The following is a 16040-nucleotide window of genomic DNA, read 5'->3' as shown; positions in this document are numbered from 1 at the left end:
GTGTTTCACGTGAAACATTCAGATTTTGATGTCGTCGTCATTGGTGGAGGTCACGCAGGAAGCGAGGCAACCCATGCTTCGGCGCGCATGGGCGCGCGTACAGCCCTCATCACATTAACACGCGATGGTATTGGGGTGATGTCTTGCAACCCGGCCATCGGTGGCCTGGGTAAAGGCCACCTTGTTCGCGAAATTGACGCGATGGATGGCGTAATGGGGCAAGTAGCTGATCTTGCCGGTATTCAGTTTAGACTGCTCAACCGCCGCAAAGGCCCTGCTGTTCAAGGCCCCCGTGCGCAATCTGACCGCGGTATCTATCGTCGTGAAATGCTCAAAAGAACAGAATCCCAAGAAAACCTTGAGATCATCGAGGGGGAAGCGACAGATTTTTTGATGCGGGGCGCTACAGTGGGCGGCGTGGTCCTGTCAGATGGAAGTGAAATTCACAGCAGGTTCGTAATCCTAACGACTGGTACATTCCTACGGGGGGTGATCCATATTGGCGATGTGTCAAAGCCTGGTGGCCGAATGGGGGATCGACCTTCCGTAAAACTGGCAGAACGGTTGGACAGCTTTGAACTGCCGATGGGTCGACTAAAGACCGGCACGCCACCGCGCCTGGATGGGCGCACGATCAACTGGGATATACTCGAAGGACAGCCAGGAGATGAGGATCCCACCTTCTTCTCCTTTATGACTAAGGCGTTGTCGGCCAAACAGGTTATCTGCGGCATTACGCACACCAATGAAAAAACCCACGACATTATTCGGAAGAACCTTTCTCGATCAGCCATGTATGGCGGGCATATTGATGGTGTTGGTCCCAGGTACTGCCCTTCAATCGAGGACAAAATTGTCCGATTTGCAGATAAGACCTCGCATCAGATTTTCTTGGAACCCGAGGGGGCGACGGATCACACCGTCTATCCAAACGGAATTTCGACAAGCCTACCAGTGGATGTACAGTCGGATTACGTTCGTTCAATTGTCGGTTTGGAAAAGGCCGAAATTCTGCAGCCCGGGTATGCGATCGAATATGACTATATTGATCCACGGGCGCTCTCCTTGGATCTATCGCTTAAAGATGTTCCAGGTTTATATCTAGCGGGGCAGATCAACGGCACTACAGGATATGAGGAAGCAGCTGCGCAAGGTTTGGTTGCTGGCCTTAGTGCTGCCGCTAAATGTCGGGATGAAGAGCCGGTAATGTTTGGCCGGTCCAACAGCTACATTGGTGTCATGGTTGATGATCTTACCACGCATGGCGTTATAGAACCCTACCGAATGTTTACCTCGCGGGCTGAATTCCGTCTATCCCTGCGCGCGGATAATGCGGATCAAAGGCTAACACCTCTTGCGATAGAGGCAGGGTGCATCTCTGAAGAGAGAAGGATAGCCTTTTCGGAAAAGCTGGACCGTCTGGAAACCACCCGAAACGGTCTGGAAGCTGCTGTATTCACACCAAAGCAGATTTCGGCAGCGGGGATTTACGTCAATCAGGACGGGAACAAGAGAACAGGTTTTGAAATTCTCGCTTTCCCTGATGTGGGGTTTGAAGATCTCATCCCTTTGCTGCCAGATTTCGCTGATACAGATGTCGAGACAATGCGGCAATTGGAGAGAGACGCGCTATATGTGCACTATATCGCGCGTCAGGAGAAAGAGATCGCAGCGGTCAAGCGTGACGAAGGCCATGTGATCCCAGATGATTTTGATTATACAGCTATCGAAGGTCTTTCGGCGGAGTTACAACTGAAACTGACCGTCGCGAGACCTGAAACCTTGGCAAAGGCCAGTCGTATCAATGGGATGACGCCAGCAGGGCTGGCTCTGGTGTTGGCGCGGTTGCGTAAGAATATGCGTTCACAGGAGAAACTTGGATGAGCGAGAGAGCTCTGTTAGATCAGTTGAATGTTTCACGTGAAACAATAGAGCGGTTAGAAAAATTCGAGGAGGTTTTGCTAAAGTGGAACCCGCGAATAAATCTGGTCTCCAAAAGCAGCCTAACAGATCTCTGGCAGAGGCATATCGTAGATTCGGTACAGGTCTTCACCTGCGTAGAAGATGCAGGTCAGAGCTGGGTGGATATCGGCAGCGGCGGCGGGTTCCCGGGAATTGTTGTCGCCATCATGGCCGCAGAACGCTCACCTAAAACCAAGGTTACGTTGATCGAAAGCGATCAGCGAAAATCGGCTTTTCTGCGAACTGCAGCGCGGGAATGTGGAGTTTCAATTTCTGTATTGACCGAGCGAATTGAACAGGCTGTGCAGCAGAATGCAGACATACTGTCCGCGCGAGCGGTTGCTGATCTAGATGCTCTTCTTGAATTTTCCCAACGCCACCTGGCTGTTGACGGTACAGCTGTGTTCCCCAAAGGGGTGAACTGGAAAAAAGAAGTGGATAAGGCAGCTCAGCGATGGCGATTCGACGTTGAACCAATTACAAGTTTGACTGAGACTGAAGCAGTTATTCTTAAGATCAAGGGAGTCGCTCGTGCCTGATTTATCCCGCCCGGAGGGGCCTCGAATTATCGCGGTTGCAAATCAAAAGGGCGGGGTGGGTAAGACAACAACAGCAATCAACCTCGCGGCCGCTTTGGTTGAGACAGGACTGCGAGTGTTGGTGGTGGATCTGGACCCCCAGGGGAATGCTTCCACCGGCTTGGGCATCGAGAGTGCGGATCGAGATGCCACTACATATGATCTGTTGGTTGATGACGCCCCACTAAATGAAGTGATTCGTACTACAGAAATCGAAGACCTTTGCGTGATTCCTGCGACTGTTGACCTTAGTTCCGCTGATATTGAGCTTTTTGCCAATGAAAAGCGTAGCTTCTTGCTGCATGATGCGTTGCGGCAAACGGCGATGGACGAATACGATTGGGATTATGTGCTGATCGACTGTCCGCCTTCTCTTAACCTGTTGACCGTCAATGCGATGGTTGCATCCCATTCGGTGCTGATCCCCTTGCAGAGTGAATTTTTTGCCCTGGAAGGTGTATCGCAACTGCTGCTCACAATTCGGGAAGTCCGGCAATCGGCCAACCCTGATCTTCGGATTGAAGGGGTTGTTTTGACGATGTTCGACCGTCGCAATAACTTGTCGCAGCAGGTTGAACAGGATGCGCGAGACAATCTGGGCGATCTGGTTTTTCAAACAAAAATCCCGCGCAATGTGAGGGTCAGCGAGGCCCCGTCCTATGCTTTGCCAGTGCTCAACTATGATAGCAACTCCCTAGGGGCAAAGGCGTACCGTGCTTTGGCGCAAGAGTTGATATCGAATAACCAAACAGTCGCGGCTTGAGAGCGGAGTAGAAAATGTCAGAGAAAAGAAACAAACCCCGCGGATTGGGCCGTGGCCTGTCTGCCTTGATGGCGGATGTGAATTCCGAGCCGGTGAGCACAGAAGTGCAGGCCGCACGAAACGCAGAGGTTCTGGTCCCGATCGAGAAGGTGATTGCCAACCCTGATCAGCCGCGCCGTCAATTCCTGCAAGAGGATCTTGATGATCTAACGGCGTCGATCAAGGAAAAGGGGGTCCTGCAGCCCCTGATCGTGCGACCTCGGGATGGCGACATGTATGAAATTGTTGCGGGTGAGCGGCGCTGGCGCGCGGCCCAGGCAGCGCAGCTGCACGAAGTTCCGGTTCTCATTCGGGACTATTCCGATGTCGAGATGATGGAAGTTGCCATCATTGAAAACATCCAGCGCTCTGATCTGAATGCAATGGAAGAAGCCCAGAGCTATAAACAGCTGATGGAACGCTTTGGGCATACGCAGGAACGCATGGCAGAGGCGTTGGGGAAGAGCCGGAGCCATATTGCCAATTTGGTCAGGCTGCTGCACCTGCCAGAGGACGTGCGCGCCCTGGTCAATGACCGTAAACTGTCAGCGGGCCATGCGCGGGCTTTGATCACCTCGGACAATGCCTCTGAACTGGCGAGTAAAATTGTCAAAGGCGGGTTGTCGGTCCGGGCTACGGAAGCTTTGGTGAAAAAGGATGCCGCCGGGCTTCAGGCTTCTGCGGCTCCGCGCAGGTCGCCACGGTCAACAGATAAGGATGCAGATACCAAGGCGTTAGAGGGCGATCTTTCTGCCATTCTACGGATGAAGGTGTCGATTGATCACAAGGCAGGTGGCGAAAGCGGATCTGTCACCATTAGCTATGAGACGCTCGATCAGCTGGATGAGATTTGTAACATCCTGAGCAAATAGTCAGGCGCCAGGGCGGGTCCAGATAAAGGTCAGGACTGCTGTCAAGACGACAACCTGGATGAGCACCACATGGGAGGGGGCTCCCAATATAAGAGATAGCAACAGAACGGCGGCAATCGAAACGGTTGCCGCCTTTTTTGCGGCTGGACGAATGGCGCCACGTTCATTCCAATCCAGGATCAGGGGGCCAAATGTGCGGTGGTTGATCAACCAGGAATGCAGGCGTTCGGATGAGTTGGCAAAGAAGAAGGCCGCCAGCAGAAGAAAAGGCACGGTGGGCAGAAGCGGCAGCACGATACCTATGACGGCCAGACCCAGTGACAGTAACCCAAGCGCGGCATAGAGAAATCTCATCTGTCTAATCCAACTTCAATTAGGTCAATCAACCAGAAGTTCCCGAAGTACCGCATTCAGGACTGCGCGGCCCTGATCTGTCGCGCGAATTACCTGATCCGATGTAGTTACCATGCCAAGATTAACAAGGTCGTCAACGCGGTCCTGTGGCAGGGCCTGACCCGACAGTGCCGTATAGCGCGGGATGTTCATGCCTTCGGCAAGGCGCATCGACATCATCATGTACTCAATTGCGGTATCTTCACGGGGTAGGGCTTGGCACAGGCTCTCCCCGGAGCCATCGGCCACCGCTTTCAGCCAGGCGCCAGGGGCACGATGGGTTTCGGTGGCATAGCGCTGGCCGTTGCGTGTGACGCGGCCATGGGCCCCCGGACCAATGCCGAGGTAGTCGCCATAACGCCAATAGATCTGGTTGTGACGGGATTCCTCACCAGGGCGGGCGTGGTTGGAGATCTCATAGGCGGGCATGCCATGGGCGGAACAGATTTCTTGTGTGGCCTGGTACATGTCAGCTGCCGTGTCATCTGTGGGCAGGTCGCGCAGTTTGCCACGGGCGTAGCGATCGCCAAAGGCGGTGCCTTCTTCGATGGTGAGCTGATAGAGCGACAGATGGTCAATCGCCATATTCAAGGCTTGGGAAAGTTCGCGCTGCCAATGGGCCAGGTCCTGTCCCTGACGCGCATAGATCAGGTCAAAGCTGACCCGGTCAAAACAGGTGCGGGCAATGTCAAAGGCGGCGCGGGCCTCCTCCACGGAATGGATACGCCCAAGGCGGCGCAGGTCCTCATTGTTGAGCGCTTGAATGCCCATCGAGATACGGTTGACGCCGCCGTCGCGATAGCCGGCAAAACGTCCTGCCTCAACAGAGCCTGGATTGGCTTCAAGAGTGATCTCGATGTCATTGGCAAAGGGCCATATTTCACGTGCGCCTTCAATCACGGCGGCGACGGTTTCAGGCTTCATCAGCGAGGGGGTGCCACCGCCAAAGAAGATAGAGTTAAGAACCCGGCCCTCCATCCCCTGTGAGACTCTTTTGAGCTCACTCAGGTAGGCTCTAACCCATAGTTTCTGGTCTATATTTGCGGTGACATGACTGTTGAAGTCGCAATAGGGGCATTTGGCCTGACAAAAGGGCCAATGTACATATAGGCCAAAGCCCCCATGTCGCCAATCATCCACTAAAACAGCCTTTGATAAAGGCGCTGACCGCGCGGCCACGGTGGCTGATACGGTTCTTTTCGGCCTTGTCCATTTGGGCGCAGGTCACGTCATAGCCCTCGGGCATGAACATCGGGTCATAACCAAACCCAGCTTCACCGCGAATGGGCCAGACCAGATCGCCGGCCATGACGCCTTCGAATACTTCATCATGGCCATCGGGCCATGCCAGAACCAGAGTACAGCAGAATTGGGCGCTGCGCGGAGCATCGGGGCCTTTTGCGGTGATTTCATCATTGGCGCGAGTCATCGCCATCATAAAATCACGCCCATTGCCGGTTTCGGCCCAATCGGCGGTATAGACACCGGGGGCGCCATCCAGCGCATCAATGGTGATGCCGCTGTCGTCGGACAGGGCAGGGAGGCCGGTAGCCTGTGCTGCCGCATGTGCCTTGATCCGGGCATTGCCGACAAAGGTGTCTTCGGTTTCTTCCGGTTCCGGCAGGTTCATCTCGGCTGCGCCGATAACCTTGACGCCAAAGGGCGCAAGGATCTCGGTGATCTCCTGCAGCTTGCCTGCGTTGTGAGTGGCGACCAGAATTTGGTCGCCTTCAAACTTGCGGCTCATGCGCAGGCTGCCTTTTGCAGGGCTGCCAGCTCGGAGGTGCCTTTTTCGGCCAGATCCATCAGCTGGTTCATCTGATCGCGGGAAAAGATTGAGCCCTCGGCAGACATCTGCACTTCGATCAGTTTACCAGAACCAGTCATGATAAAGTTGCCGTCAACGCCGGCCTCAGAATCTTCTGGGTAGTCCAGATCAAGCACCGGCTGGCCGGCATAGATTCCGCAGGAAATTGCCGAGACAGGATCCATCAGCGGATCAATTTTTACGTCACCGGCTTTCATCAGCTTATTTACCGCCAGACGCAGGGCGACCCAGCCACCGGTGATCGCGGCGCAGCGGGTGCCACCGTCGGCCTGCAAGACGTCGCAGTCGATGGTGATCTGGCGCTCACCCAGGGCCACCCGGTCAACGCCGGCGCGCAGGGCGCGGCCAATCAGGCGCTGGATTTCAACGGTGCGGCCACCCTGTTTGCCTGACGCGGCTTCGCGACGCATGCGGGTATTGGTGGCGCGAGGCAGCATGCCGTATTCCGCAGTGACCCAGCCCAGACCGGAGCCTTTGATGAAGGGTGGCACCCGTGGTTCCAGGCTGGCGGTGCACAGCACATGCGTATCACCCATCTTGATCAGGCAGGATCCTTCGGCATGTTTGGTAAAGCCGGTCTCGATCGACACGGCGCGCATTTCATTTAGGTCTCTCTTTGAGGGGCGCATGGGCTATCCTTCTTTTTGCTGCCCATCCGATAGCCGCCGGGAGTGCGGGGATGCAAGCATGATTGACCTTTTCCCTGATCGCTCTTTAATGCAAATTGGCAAACAGGGTGTTCTCCAGCCAGAAATGATCGAAAAATTACAGATGACAGATGCCAAAGAGATACTGAGTGACATGAATGATCGCTCCCGGGAGGTATTCCGGGTGGTTGTTGAAAGCTATCTTGAAAGTGGCGAACCGGTTGGCAGCCGTACCTTGACGCGATCTCTCAATGAGAAGGTCAGCGCGGCGACGGTGCGCAACGTGATGCAGGATCTGGAGTATCTTGGATTGCTGGACAGCCCCCATGTCAGCGCCGGCCGCATTCCCACTCAACGCGGGCTGCGGATGTTTGTCGATGGCTTGCTGGAGGTCGAGGATCTGAAGGCCCATGACCGGGAAAAGATTGATGCCACTTTAGGCAAGAACGCCGGAGATGTTGGTGGCATGTTGGATCGGGTGGGCGCGGCCCTGTCCGGGGTGACTCAGGGTGCGTCCCTGGTGCTGACGCCGAAACAGGAAAGTGAAATCCGCCATATCGAATTTGTGTCGCTGGCACAGGATCGAGCGCTGGTGGTTTTGGTGTTCTCCGACGGTCATGTGGAAAACCGCCTGTTCACCCCACCACCGGGTCAAACCCCCAGTTCAATGCGCGAGGCGGCAAATTTTCTCAACGCGCTGATTGAAGGGCGCACCCTGAGCGGTGTGCGGCGCGACATGCAGAAAGAGATTGATGCGCGGCGGCAGGAAATTGATGTTCTGGCGCAGGACATGATCGAAAGCGGGCTGGCCGCCTGGGAAGACGACGGCAATGAACAGGCCCGTTTGATCGTGCGGGGACGGGCGAATCTATTGGGCGAGGGTGGTGGAGTGCCAAAGGAGCTCGATCTTATTCGCAGCCTGTTTGATGACCTGGAGCGCAAGCAAGATATTGCTGAATTTCTTGAACTGACCGAGGACGGTGAAGGTGTGCGCATTTTTATCGGTTCAGAGAACAAACTTTTTTCACTTTCGGGTTCCTCTTTGGTGGTCTCTCCCTATATGAACTCGGATCGAAAGATCATTGGCGCGGTTGGGGTGATTGGCCCGACTCGCCTGAATTACGGACGGATTGTGCCGATTGTGGATTACACGGCGCAACTGGTTGGGAAATTGCTTTCTGACCGGAGCTAGAGGTTGAAAAAATGGCAGAGCCCAGAAACGACGATTTTTTGGACGACATCGAAAATGTCGAAGCGGAAGAGCTGGCGGCGGAAATGGCTGAAATGGACGATGCTGCAATTGAGTTGGATGAGCTGCGGGCAGAACGGGACGAGTATAAAGACCGGTTTATGCGTGCGCTGGCGGATGCCGAAAACTCCCGCAAACGCGGTGACAAGGCCCGTCGCGAAGCGGAGCAATATGGCGGCTCAAAACTGTCGCGTGATATGCTGCCGGTGTTTGACAACCTGAAGCGCGCGGTTGAATCCGCCACGGATGAGCAGAAAGAAGTTTCTGCGGCGCTTATCGAGGGTGTTGAGCTGACCATGCGCGCGCTTGTTGGTGTGTTTGAAAAACACGGGGTGCGGGTTGTGTCACCCCAGGTTGGCGATCGTTTTGACCCGCAGGTGCATGAAGCGATGTTTGAGGCTCCGGTGCCTGGCACCAAGGCTGGCGATATCATTCAGGTCTCGGCTGAGGGCTTTATGCTGCATGACCGGTTGTTGCGGCCGGCCCAGGTTGGTGTGTCCTCCACTCCGGCCTGATGCTGGCAGCTGTAGCGGAACGGGTCCGTGGGGACCCGTGCCTGCGGCGCAGGTATTTTTGGTAAGATGAAAGAGCGGCGCCCAATCGGCAGCCGCTCTTTTCATTTTCTGGTTATTTGCTTGCTTCTTTTAGGCGGTAAAGCGCCTCGAGGGCTTCACGTGGGGAAAGCTCATCCGGGTGAATGTCGCTGAGCAGCTGGTCAACAGGGGAGGGACCAGCGGCAGGTTTTGGTTGTGGAGGCGGGGCAGCGGCAAAGAGGGGCAGATCATCGATCTTTATCTTTGCTCCTGCGCCTTCGCGGCTGCCTTGTTCCAACAGGTCCAGCACATCGCGGGCGCGGGCCACCACGCTGGGTGGCAGGCCGGCCAGTTGCGCCACCTGCACCCCGTAGGAGCGATCTGCGGCGCCCTTTTTGACCTCGTGCAGGAAGATTACCTCGCCTTCCCATTCCTTGACCGAGACCGTGGCATTTTCGACGCCGGACAGCGTGGTCGAGAGCTGGGTCAATTCGTGGTAATGGGTGGCAAAGAGGGCACGGGATTGGTTCACCGCGTGGAGGTGTTCCAGCGTCGCCCAGGCGATGGAGAGCCCGTCATAGGTGGCGGTGCCGCGGCCGATTTCGTCGAGGATGACCAGAGCACGGTCGTCCGCCTGGTTGAGGATGGCGGCGGTTTCTACCATTTCCACCATAAAGGTAGAGCGGCCCCGCGCCAGATCATCTGAGGCTCCAACCCGACTGAACAGCTGGCTGACCAGACCGATATGGGCGGTTTCCGCTGGTACGTAGCTGCCCATCTGAGCCAGGAGAGCAATCAGTGCGTTTTGCCGCAGGAAGGTCGATTTGCCCGCCATATTGGGACCGGTCAAAAGCCAGACAGCGGCGCCGTTGGAGGCCGAGAGATCACAATCATTGGCCACAAAGGTATCGCCGCCCTGTTGTCGCAGGGCGCGTTCCACAACCGGGTGACGCCCGCCGGTGATGGCAAAGGCACGGGAGGCGTCGACGCGGGGCCGCGCCCAGTTTTCGCCGCGCGCCAGATCCGCCAGAGCGGTCAGCAGATCGAGCTCTGCCAGGCCGCGCGCGGCACCGTTCAGGCGCGCAGCCTGGTCCATGATGGCAGTCGAAAGTGCGGAATAGAGCCGCTTTTCGATCTCTAACGCGCGGTTTCCTGAGTTCAGGATCCGGGTCTCAATCTCGCTGAGTTCAACCGTGGTGAACCGCACCTGATTGGCGGTGGTTTGGCGGTGGATGTATTTTTCCGACAGCGGCGCAGAGAGCATTTTTTCCGCATGGGTGGCTGTGGTTTCAATGAAATAGCCCAGCACATTGTTGTGTTTGATTTTCAGCGAGGTGATGCCGGTATGGGCGGCATATTCCTGCTGCATGCCAGCAATAATCGAGCGACCCTCGTCGCGCAGGGTGCGGGCCTCATCCAGGTCTTCATCATAGCCGGCGGCGATAAAGCCGCCGTCGCGGGCCAAAAGCGGTGGCTCAGCCACCAGGGCGGCCTCCAGCAGATCCAACAGAGCCTCAAATCCGGTGAGATCCGTCGTGGCGGCGCTGACCAGCGGTGGCAGGTCTTCGCTGGCGTTTCTGTCAGCGATGGCGTTGGCCTGGGCCAGGCCGTTGCGGATGGCAGCGAGATCCCGCGGGCCGCCACGTTCCAGGGCCAGCCGCGACAGGGCGCGGTCCAGGTCCGGGGTTTTGCGCAGGGCATCGCGCAGGTCTTCGCAAAGCTGATCGTGGTCTACCGCAAAGTCGAGCGCCGCAAGCCGGGCATTGATCACGTCCAGGTTTCGCGAGGGGCTGGAAAGGCGCTGTTCCAGCAGCCGGGCGCCGCCGGGGGTAACAGTGCGATCCACAACCGAGAGCAGAGAGCCGGCCCGGGCGCCAGAGAGCGACCGTGTCAGTTCCAGGCTGGCGCGGGTGGAGGCGTCAATCTGCACTACACGGTCTTCGGCTTCCTGCACCGGCTGTTGCAGCAGTGGCAGTTTGCCTTTTTGGGTGATCTCCAGATAGTCGATCAGGGCTCCCATGGCCGAGATTTCAGCGCGGTTGAAGCTACCAAACCCATCAAGCGCGCTGACGCCGAACAGGCTGCAGATCCTCTTTTCCGCTGCGGTGCTGTCAAAGCTTGCCTTTCCCAGCGGAGTCACGGGGATTTTGTATTCCTCGGCCAGGGGTGCGGTTGCTTCATAAGTGGGACCATCTGCCACAATCAGCTCTGAGGGCGCCAAACGGGCCAGTTCAGGCGAAAGGCGCACTTGGCTGATGGGCATGACGTGAAAGGCACCGGTTGAAATATCGGCCCAGGCCAGGGCGGATTCATCCCGCAGTTCGGAATAGGAGACGAGAAAGTTATGGCGGCGGGCCTCGAGCAGCGAGTCCTCTGTCAGGGTGCCGGGGGTGACAAGCCGCACCACGTCGCGTTTGACCACCGATTTGCCACCGCGTTTTTTGGCTTCGGCTGGTGTTTCCAGCTGTTCACCCACAGCAACGCGAAAGCCCTTGCGGATCAGGGTGAGCAGATACCCCTCGGCGGCGTGGAAAGGCACCCCACACATGGGGATGTCTTCGCCATCGTGCTTGCCCCGTTTGGTCAGCGCGATATCCAGGGCTTCAGCGGCGTTGACCGCATCGTCAAAGAACATCTCGTAGAAGTCGCCCATCCGGTAAAACAGCAGCGCATCTGGATACTGTGCCTTGATGTCGAGGTATTGTGCCATCATGGGCGTAACTGACATTCCTGCTCTCCCGGTGGTGAATGCAGGATGTCTACAGTGGGGGCCGGGGAAGGAAAACCAAAATCAGAACGAGATGTCCCGGCGGTGAGAAGAGACACGCCGGGACAAGGCCGCTGGAGGAGTTGTGCTAGGTCTGAAACGGATCAGGAGATCGCCAGCAGGGTCTGGGGCGAGGCATTGGCGATGGCAAGCGAGGTTTGGCCCAGCTGGACCGCGACGCTTGCAGATTTTAGCCTGGCGGCGGCATCTTCGATGTTTGCATCCCGAAGTGCACTGGTGCCGGCTCGCGTGGCATCCGCCAGTTTACCAATGAATTCATTCTGACTGGTTATACGACTGGTGGCGGCCCCCATCCTGGCAGCGCCTTCGCTGGCAAAGTTGAAGAACCCCTCGATCTCACCCAGAGCGGTCAGGGCCGAAGCACTGTCGGTGATCGCGGTACGGCTGTTGATATCGAAATCGGCGCTGCCTTCAAAATCGAGACTGTCGACAGAAAAGCTGGCCAACCCGGCGAGCGCTGAGGATCCGTCGCGTGACACGGCCTCTGGAACCGTCAAAGATGTATTGCCGGTGCCGTCAATATCCGTCTTCAGCAGATTGACGCCGTTGAACTGGGTGGAAGAGATCACATTGTTCAACTGTTCTGTCTTTTGGACCATTTGCTCTTCTAGTTTGGCAAAATCCACCAGACCAGAGGTTCCAAGGATCGCCAGTTCTTTCATTTCTGTCAGAATCTCGGTGGCTTGCTCCGCACCTAAGGCGGCAACAGATGTGGTCGCTTCGTTCAAGGACAGTGTGTCAGAGACTGCGGCATAGGCGCTTGTATCGCTTTCCATCACTTGAGTAATCGCCCAGAGCGCAGCCTGGTCCTTTGCTGAATTGATTTTCTTACCGGTAGAGACTTCTTCCTGGGCTTGCTCTTTTTCCTGAACCGCGCCGCCCAAAAGCTGCAGCGCCGTCGAGGAGCCAGAGTTAAACTGAATACTCGTCATATACTTTTCCTTTTACACTAAACGCTTAGCCAAGAAATTTGCCCCTGAAACCACGGGGGGCTATAGGTCATTCTGACGTGAGTTGCTTGGCGCAAACTGAGGAAGCCGCTTTAAGCTTGGGTTTACCTGTTAAGATCTTGGTTAGGAATTGGAGCGCTGAGCTGGCAAAAATGTGGCAGAAATGTGGCGAATACCTCCACATTTTATCGGCATTTTAGGTGAAACCGCCGCAGGAAAATATTGCTGCGGCGGATTGAGGGGGGCGAAAGGCTGAGCTATGACTGGGCGCGACTAGGAGAGGACGCTGAAACCCCATGCCCAAAGCAAAGATCACCGACGAAGAGGCTCTGGCCTTTCACTTGGATCCAACCCCCGGCAAATGGGAGATCAACGCCACCGTCCCGATGACGACACAGCGCGATCTGTCGCTTGCCTATTCACCCGGTGTTGCGGTCCCCTGCGAAGCCATCGCTGCCAACCCCGAAACCGCTTATGATTATACCAACAAGGGCAACCTTGTGGCGGTTATCTCTAACGGGACGGCGGTCCTGGGTCTGGGCAATCTTGGTGCATTAGGATCTAAACCGGTGATGGAAGGGAAATCCGTTCTCTTCAAACGCTTTGCCGATGTGAACTCGATTGATATCGAGCTGGACACCGAAGATCCGGACAAGTTCATCGAAGCAGTGCGTCTGATGGGGCCGACCTTTGGTGGCATCAACCTGGAGGACATCAAGGCGCCGGAGTGTTTCATCATTGAGCAAAAGCTCAAGGAAGAGATGGATATCCCGGTTTTCCACGATGACCAGCACGGCACCGCCGTGATCTGCGCCGCGGGTCTGATCAATGCCTTGCATATTTCGGGGAAAAAGATCGAAGACGTACGCATCGTGCTGAATGGCGCAGGGGCGGCGGGCATTGCCTGTATCGAACTGCTGAAACGCATGGGCGCGCGGCACGAAAACTGCATCGTCTGCGATACCAAAGGTGTGATCTATCAGGGCCGGACCGAAGGCATGAACCAGTGGAAATCGGCCCATGCCGTCACTACTGAACTGCGCTCGCTGGAACAGGCGATGGAGGGTGCAGATGTGTTCCTTGGTGTTTCGGTCAAGGGGGCTGTGACCCAGGACATGGTGAAATCCATGGCCGACAATCCGGTGATTTTTGCCATGGCAAACCCCGATCCGGAAATCACCCCGGAAGAGGCCCATGAGGTGCGCGTTGACGCAATCGTCGCGACGGGACGTTCGGATTACCCCAACCAGGTCAATAACGTGCTTGGCTTTCCTTATCTCTTCCGTGGCGCGCTGGACATCCATGCCCGCGCCATCAACGACGAGATGAAAATTGCCTGCGCCCATGCTCTGGCGGCCCTGGCGCGCGAAGACGTGCCGGACGAGGTGGCGCTGGCCTATGGCAAATCGCTGACCTTTGGTCGCGATTACATCATTCCCACCCCATTTGACCCGCGCTTGATTCACCGTATCCCCCCTGCCGTTGCCAAGGCCGGCATGGATACCGGTGCCGCGCGCCGTCCCATCATTGATATGGAAGCCTATGAGATTGGTCTCAAAGGTCGTATGGATCCAACCGCCTCGATCCTGCGCGGGTTGAATGCGCGGGCACGGTCAGCGCAAAGCCGGATGATCTTTGCCGAGGGCGATGACCCACGGGTCCTGCGCGCTGCTGTCAACTACCAGCGCTCTGGCTTTGGCAAGGCACTGGTCGTGGGGCGCTCGGAGGACGTGAAACAAAAGCTGGAAGTTGCAGGGCTCGCCGATGCCGTGCGTGAGCTTGAAATCGTCAATGCTGCCAATACCACGCATTTTGATGTCTATAAGGACTTTCTCTACAAACGCCTGCAGCGCAAAGGTTTTGACCGCAAGGACGTGCATCGCCTGGTGGGGCGTGATCGCCATGTCTTCTCGGCCCTGATGCTGGCCCATGGTCATGGCGATGGTTTGGTGACTGGGGCGACCCGCAAATCGGCGCATATTTTGGACCAGATCAACCATGTGTTTGATGCCGATAATGCCCATGGCGCCGCTGGCGTAACTGCGCTGTTGCACAAGGGGCGCATCGTGTTGATTGGCGATACCTTGGTGCATGAATGGCCGGATGAAAACGATCTCGCCAATATTGCCGAGCGCGCTGCTGGCGTTGCCCGCCACATGGGGCTTGATCCTCGGGTGGCCTTTGTCAGCTTCTCTACCTTTGGCTATCCGGTCTCGGAGCGGGCAGAGAAAATGCACCTCGCGCCGGCCGTACTGGACAAACGCGGCGTGGATTTTGAGTATGAAGGCGAAATGACCGTCGATGTGGCGCTTAATGCCGCCGCACAAGAGGCCTACCCCTTCCAGCGTCTGACTGGACCGGCGAATATTCTTATCGTACCAGCGCGGCACTCGGCTTCGATCTCGGTCAAGCTGATGCAGGAAATGGGGGGCGCAACGGTTGTGGGGCCAATCCTGTCTGGGGTCGATAAATCAATCCAGATCTGTTCCACCACCTCCACCGCCAATGACGTGCTGAACATGGCGGTCCTGGCTGCCTGCAACATCGGGTAAAGCCATGGCAATCTGGAATCTGGGCTCAATCAATGCGGATATGGTTTACACCATGTCGCATCTGCCAGTCGCCGGTGAAACCCTGGCGGCAAGTGGATTGGACCAGTTCCTGGGCGGCAAGGGGGCCAATATGTCGGTCGCTGCCGCCCGCGCCGGCTCAGTCGTGCATCACATCGGCGCTGTTGGCCCCGAAGGGGATTGGGCGGTGGCGCGTCTGATGGAATATGGCGTTGATACCCGCTCGATTGCGACGCTGGATTTGCCCACAGGCCACGCCATCATCGCGGTGGATCAGGCCGGTGAGAATCAGATCATTCTTTATCCCGGTGCCAATCGGGCCATTTCAGAAGATCAGATTGGTCAGGCACTTAGCACCGCCAATGCCGGCGATATCCTGGTGCTGCAAAACGAAACCAATATGCAGGCGGAAGCCGCAAAAATGGCCCGGGAATTGGGGCTCAGGGTGGCCTATGCCGCCGCGCCTTTTGACGCCCAGGCCGTGCGCCAGGTTCTGCCCTACCTGGATCTGTTGTTTCTGAACCAGGTTGAGGCCGAGCAATTGCAACAGGTGACGGGCCAGTCTGCGGATGCGTTGGGCGTTACTGACGTTATTGTCACCCTTGGCGCCCAGGGTGCGCGCCATTACAGTGCCAGTTCTGGTCAGGCTTTGGATGTGGCGGCTTTGCCGGTTACACCGGTCGATACTACAGGGGCCGGTGATACCTTTACGGGCTATGTGCTGTCGGCCTTGGACCGGGGCTTGCCGATGCCACAAGCAATGTCCCTTGCGGCGCGGGCAGCGGCGCTGATGGTCACACGGCACGGCACTGCAGATGTCATTCCTGATCTCAAAGAGGTGCAAAGCGCCCGCTTTTAATTATCTGCT

14 protein-coding genes are annotated in these 16040 nt (G+C 56.7%); 8 read left to right on the top strand and 6 right to left on the bottom strand.

The features are described from left to right. Window positions 1-9 precede the first annotated feature (9 nt). From mnmG to N1037_00840, 4 genes are read left to right on the top strand one after another with little or no spacing between them, the layout of a single operon-like run. Complete coding sequence (gene mnmG, locus N1037_00855; protein UWS79597.1) at window positions 10-1884, top strand: tRNA uridine-5-carboxymethylaminomethyl(34) synthesis enzyme MnmG; 1875 nt, start codon at window positions 10-12, stop codon at window positions 1882-1884. Then, window positions 1881-2501 carry a 16S rRNA (guanine(527)-N(7))-methyltransferase RsmG gene (rsmG, locus tag N1037_00850; GenBank protein ID UWS79596.1) on the top strand — a complete coding sequence of 207 codons (621 nt, stop codon included), beginning with the start codon at window positions 1881-1883 and terminating at the stop codon, window positions 2499-2501. The genes mnmG and rsmG overlap by 4 nt, the downstream gene beginning before the upstream one ends. Further along, on the top strand, window positions 2494-3303 hold the full coding sequence (locus tag N1037_00845) for an AAA family ATPase (protein ID UWS79595.1): 810 nt from the start codon (window positions 2494-2496) through the stop codon (window positions 3301-3303). Before rsmG ends, N1037_00845 begins: the two co-directional genes overlap by 8 nt. Window positions 3304-3317: 14 nt before the next feature. Further along, a complete protein-coding gene (locus tag N1037_00840) occupies window positions 3318-4214 on the top strand; it encodes a ParB/RepB/Spo0J family partition protein (protein ID UWS79594.1) in 897 nt (298 codons plus the stop codon). Here the strand turns inward: N1037_00840 and N1037_00835 are convergent, their stop codons facing one another. The 4 genes from N1037_00835 to rph are packed head-to-tail and all read right to left on the bottom strand — an operon-like array spanning window position 4215 to window position 7064. Beyond that, window positions 4215-4568 (bottom strand): YbaN family protein, encoded by a 354-nt coding sequence (locus N1037_00835; GenBank protein UWS79593.1) that lies wholly within the window; start codon window positions 4566-4568, stop codon window positions 4215-4217. It abuts the gene before it with no gap. Window positions 4569-4592: 24 nt separating this feature from the next. Then, complete coding sequence (gene hemW, locus N1037_00830) at window positions 4593-5747, bottom strand: radical SAM family heme chaperone HemW (GenBank protein UWS79592.1); 1155 nt, start codon at window positions 5745-5747, stop codon at window positions 4593-4595. Beyond that, a complete protein-coding gene (rdgB, locus tag N1037_00825; GenBank protein ID UWS79591.1) occupies window positions 5740-6354 on the bottom strand; it encodes an RdgB/HAM1 family non-canonical purine NTP pyrophosphatase in 615 nt (204 codons plus the stop codon). The genes hemW and rdgB overlap by 8 nt, the downstream gene beginning before the upstream one ends. Next, on the bottom strand, window positions 6351-7064 hold the full coding sequence (rph, locus tag N1037_00820) for a ribonuclease PH (GenBank protein ID UWS79590.1): 714 nt from the start codon (window positions 7062-7064) through the stop codon (window positions 6351-6353). The genes rdgB and rph overlap by 4 nt, the downstream gene beginning before the upstream one ends. 142 nt (window positions 7065-7206) lie before the next feature. Here rph and hrcA point away from each other — a divergent pair, with 142 nt between their 5' ends. Together hrcA and N1037_00810 are read left to right on the top strand one after the other, a co-directional pair. Continuing rightward, window positions 7207-8274, top strand: coding sequence for a heat-inducible transcriptional repressor HrcA (hrcA, locus tag N1037_00815; protein ID UWS81414.1), 1068 nt, complete (start codon window positions 7207-7209; stop codon window positions 8272-8274). An 11-nt stretch (window positions 8275-8285) separates the two neighbouring features. Continuing rightward, the gene (locus tag N1037_00810; GenBank protein ID UWS79589.1) at window positions 8286-8846 is read left to right on the top strand and encodes a nucleotide exchange factor GrpE; all 561 of its coding nucleotides are present in this window, start codon (window positions 8286-8288) and stop codon (window positions 8844-8846) included. 112 nt (window positions 8847-8958) lie between these two features. On the opposite strand, the gene mutS is transcribed toward N1037_00810, so the two are convergent. Next, window positions 8959-11592, bottom strand: coding sequence for a DNA mismatch repair protein MutS (gene mutS, locus N1037_00805; protein ID UWS79588.1), 2634 nt, complete (start codon window positions 11590-11592; stop codon window positions 8959-8961). A 143-nt stretch (window positions 11593-11735) separates the two neighbouring features. Then, window positions 11736-12584: a flagellin gene (locus N1037_00800; protein UWS79587.1), complete on the bottom strand. Its 849-nt coding sequence runs from the start codon at window positions 12582-12584 to the stop codon at window positions 11736-11738. Window positions 12585-12898: 314 nt separating this feature from the next. Here N1037_00800 and N1037_00795 point away from each other — a divergent pair, with 314 nt between their 5' ends. Both N1037_00795 and N1037_00790 read left to right on the top strand, forming a co-directional pair. Next, window positions 12899-15154: an NADP-dependent malic enzyme gene (locus tag N1037_00795; GenBank protein UWS79586.1), complete on the top strand. Its 2256-nt coding sequence runs from the start codon at window positions 12899-12901 to the stop codon at window positions 15152-15154. Between the two features lie 4 nt (window positions 15155-15158). Then, entirely contained in the window at window positions 15159-16031 is an 873-nt protein-coding gene (locus N1037_00790; GenBank protein ID UWS79585.1) for a ribokinase, read from the top strand. The last annotated feature ends 9 nt before the right edge of the window (window positions 16032-16040 follow it).

This window comes from Phaeobacter sp. G2, from assembly GCA_025163595.1.
In the GTDB taxonomy this organism is placed as follows: Bacteria; Pseudomonadota; Alphaproteobacteria; order Rhodobacterales; family Rhodobacteraceae; genus Pseudophaeobacter.
The sequence above is the reverse complement of the archived record's forward strand: the minus strand, read 5'-3'. Positions and strand labels throughout refer to the sequence as shown.

What these genes read in the sequence shown, in the direction of transcription:
- rsmG (UWS79596.1), top strand. Translation starts at nt 1,881, where the DNA reads ATGAGCGAGAGAGCTCTGTTAGATCAGTTGAATGTTTCACGTGAAACA.
- N1037_00840 (UWS79594.1), top strand. Translation starts at nt 3,318, where the DNA reads ATGTCAGAGAAAAGAAACAAACCCCGCGGATTGGGCCGTGGCCTGTCT.
- N1037_00835 (UWS79593.1), bottom strand. Translation starts at nt 4,568, where the DNA reads ATGAGATTTCTCTATGCCGCGCTTGGGTTACTGTCACTGGGTCTGGCC.
- rdgB (UWS79591.1), bottom strand. Translation starts at nt 6,354, where the DNA reads ATGAGCCGCAAGTTTGAAGGCGACCAAATTCTGGTCGCCACTCACAAC.
- rph (UWS79590.1), bottom strand. Translation starts at nt 7,064, where the DNA reads ATGCGCCCCTCAAAGAGAGACCTAAATGAAATGCGCGCCGTGTCGATC.
- hrcA (UWS81414.1), top strand. Translation starts at nt 7,207, where the DNA reads ATGACAGATGCCAAAGAGATACTGAGTGACATGAATGATCGCTCCCGG.
- N1037_00810 (UWS79589.1), top strand. Translation starts at nt 8,286, where the DNA reads ATGGCAGAGCCCAGAAACGACGATTTTTTGGACGACATCGAAAATGTC.
- mutS (UWS79588.1), bottom strand. Translation starts at nt 11,592, where the DNA reads ATGTCAGTTACGCCCATGATGGCACAATACCTCGACATCAAGGCACAG.
- N1037_00800 (UWS79587.1), bottom strand. Translation starts at nt 12,584, where the DNA reads ATGACGAGTATTCAGTTTAACTCTGGCTCCTCGACGGCGCTGCAGCTT.
- N1037_00795 (UWS79586.1), top strand. Translation starts at nt 12,899, where the DNA reads ATGCCCAAAGCAAAGATCACCGACGAAGAGGCTCTGGCCTTTCACTTG.
- N1037_00790 (UWS79585.1), top strand. Translation starts at nt 15,159, where the DNA reads ATGGCAATCTGGAATCTGGGCTCAATCAATGCGGATATGGTTTACACC.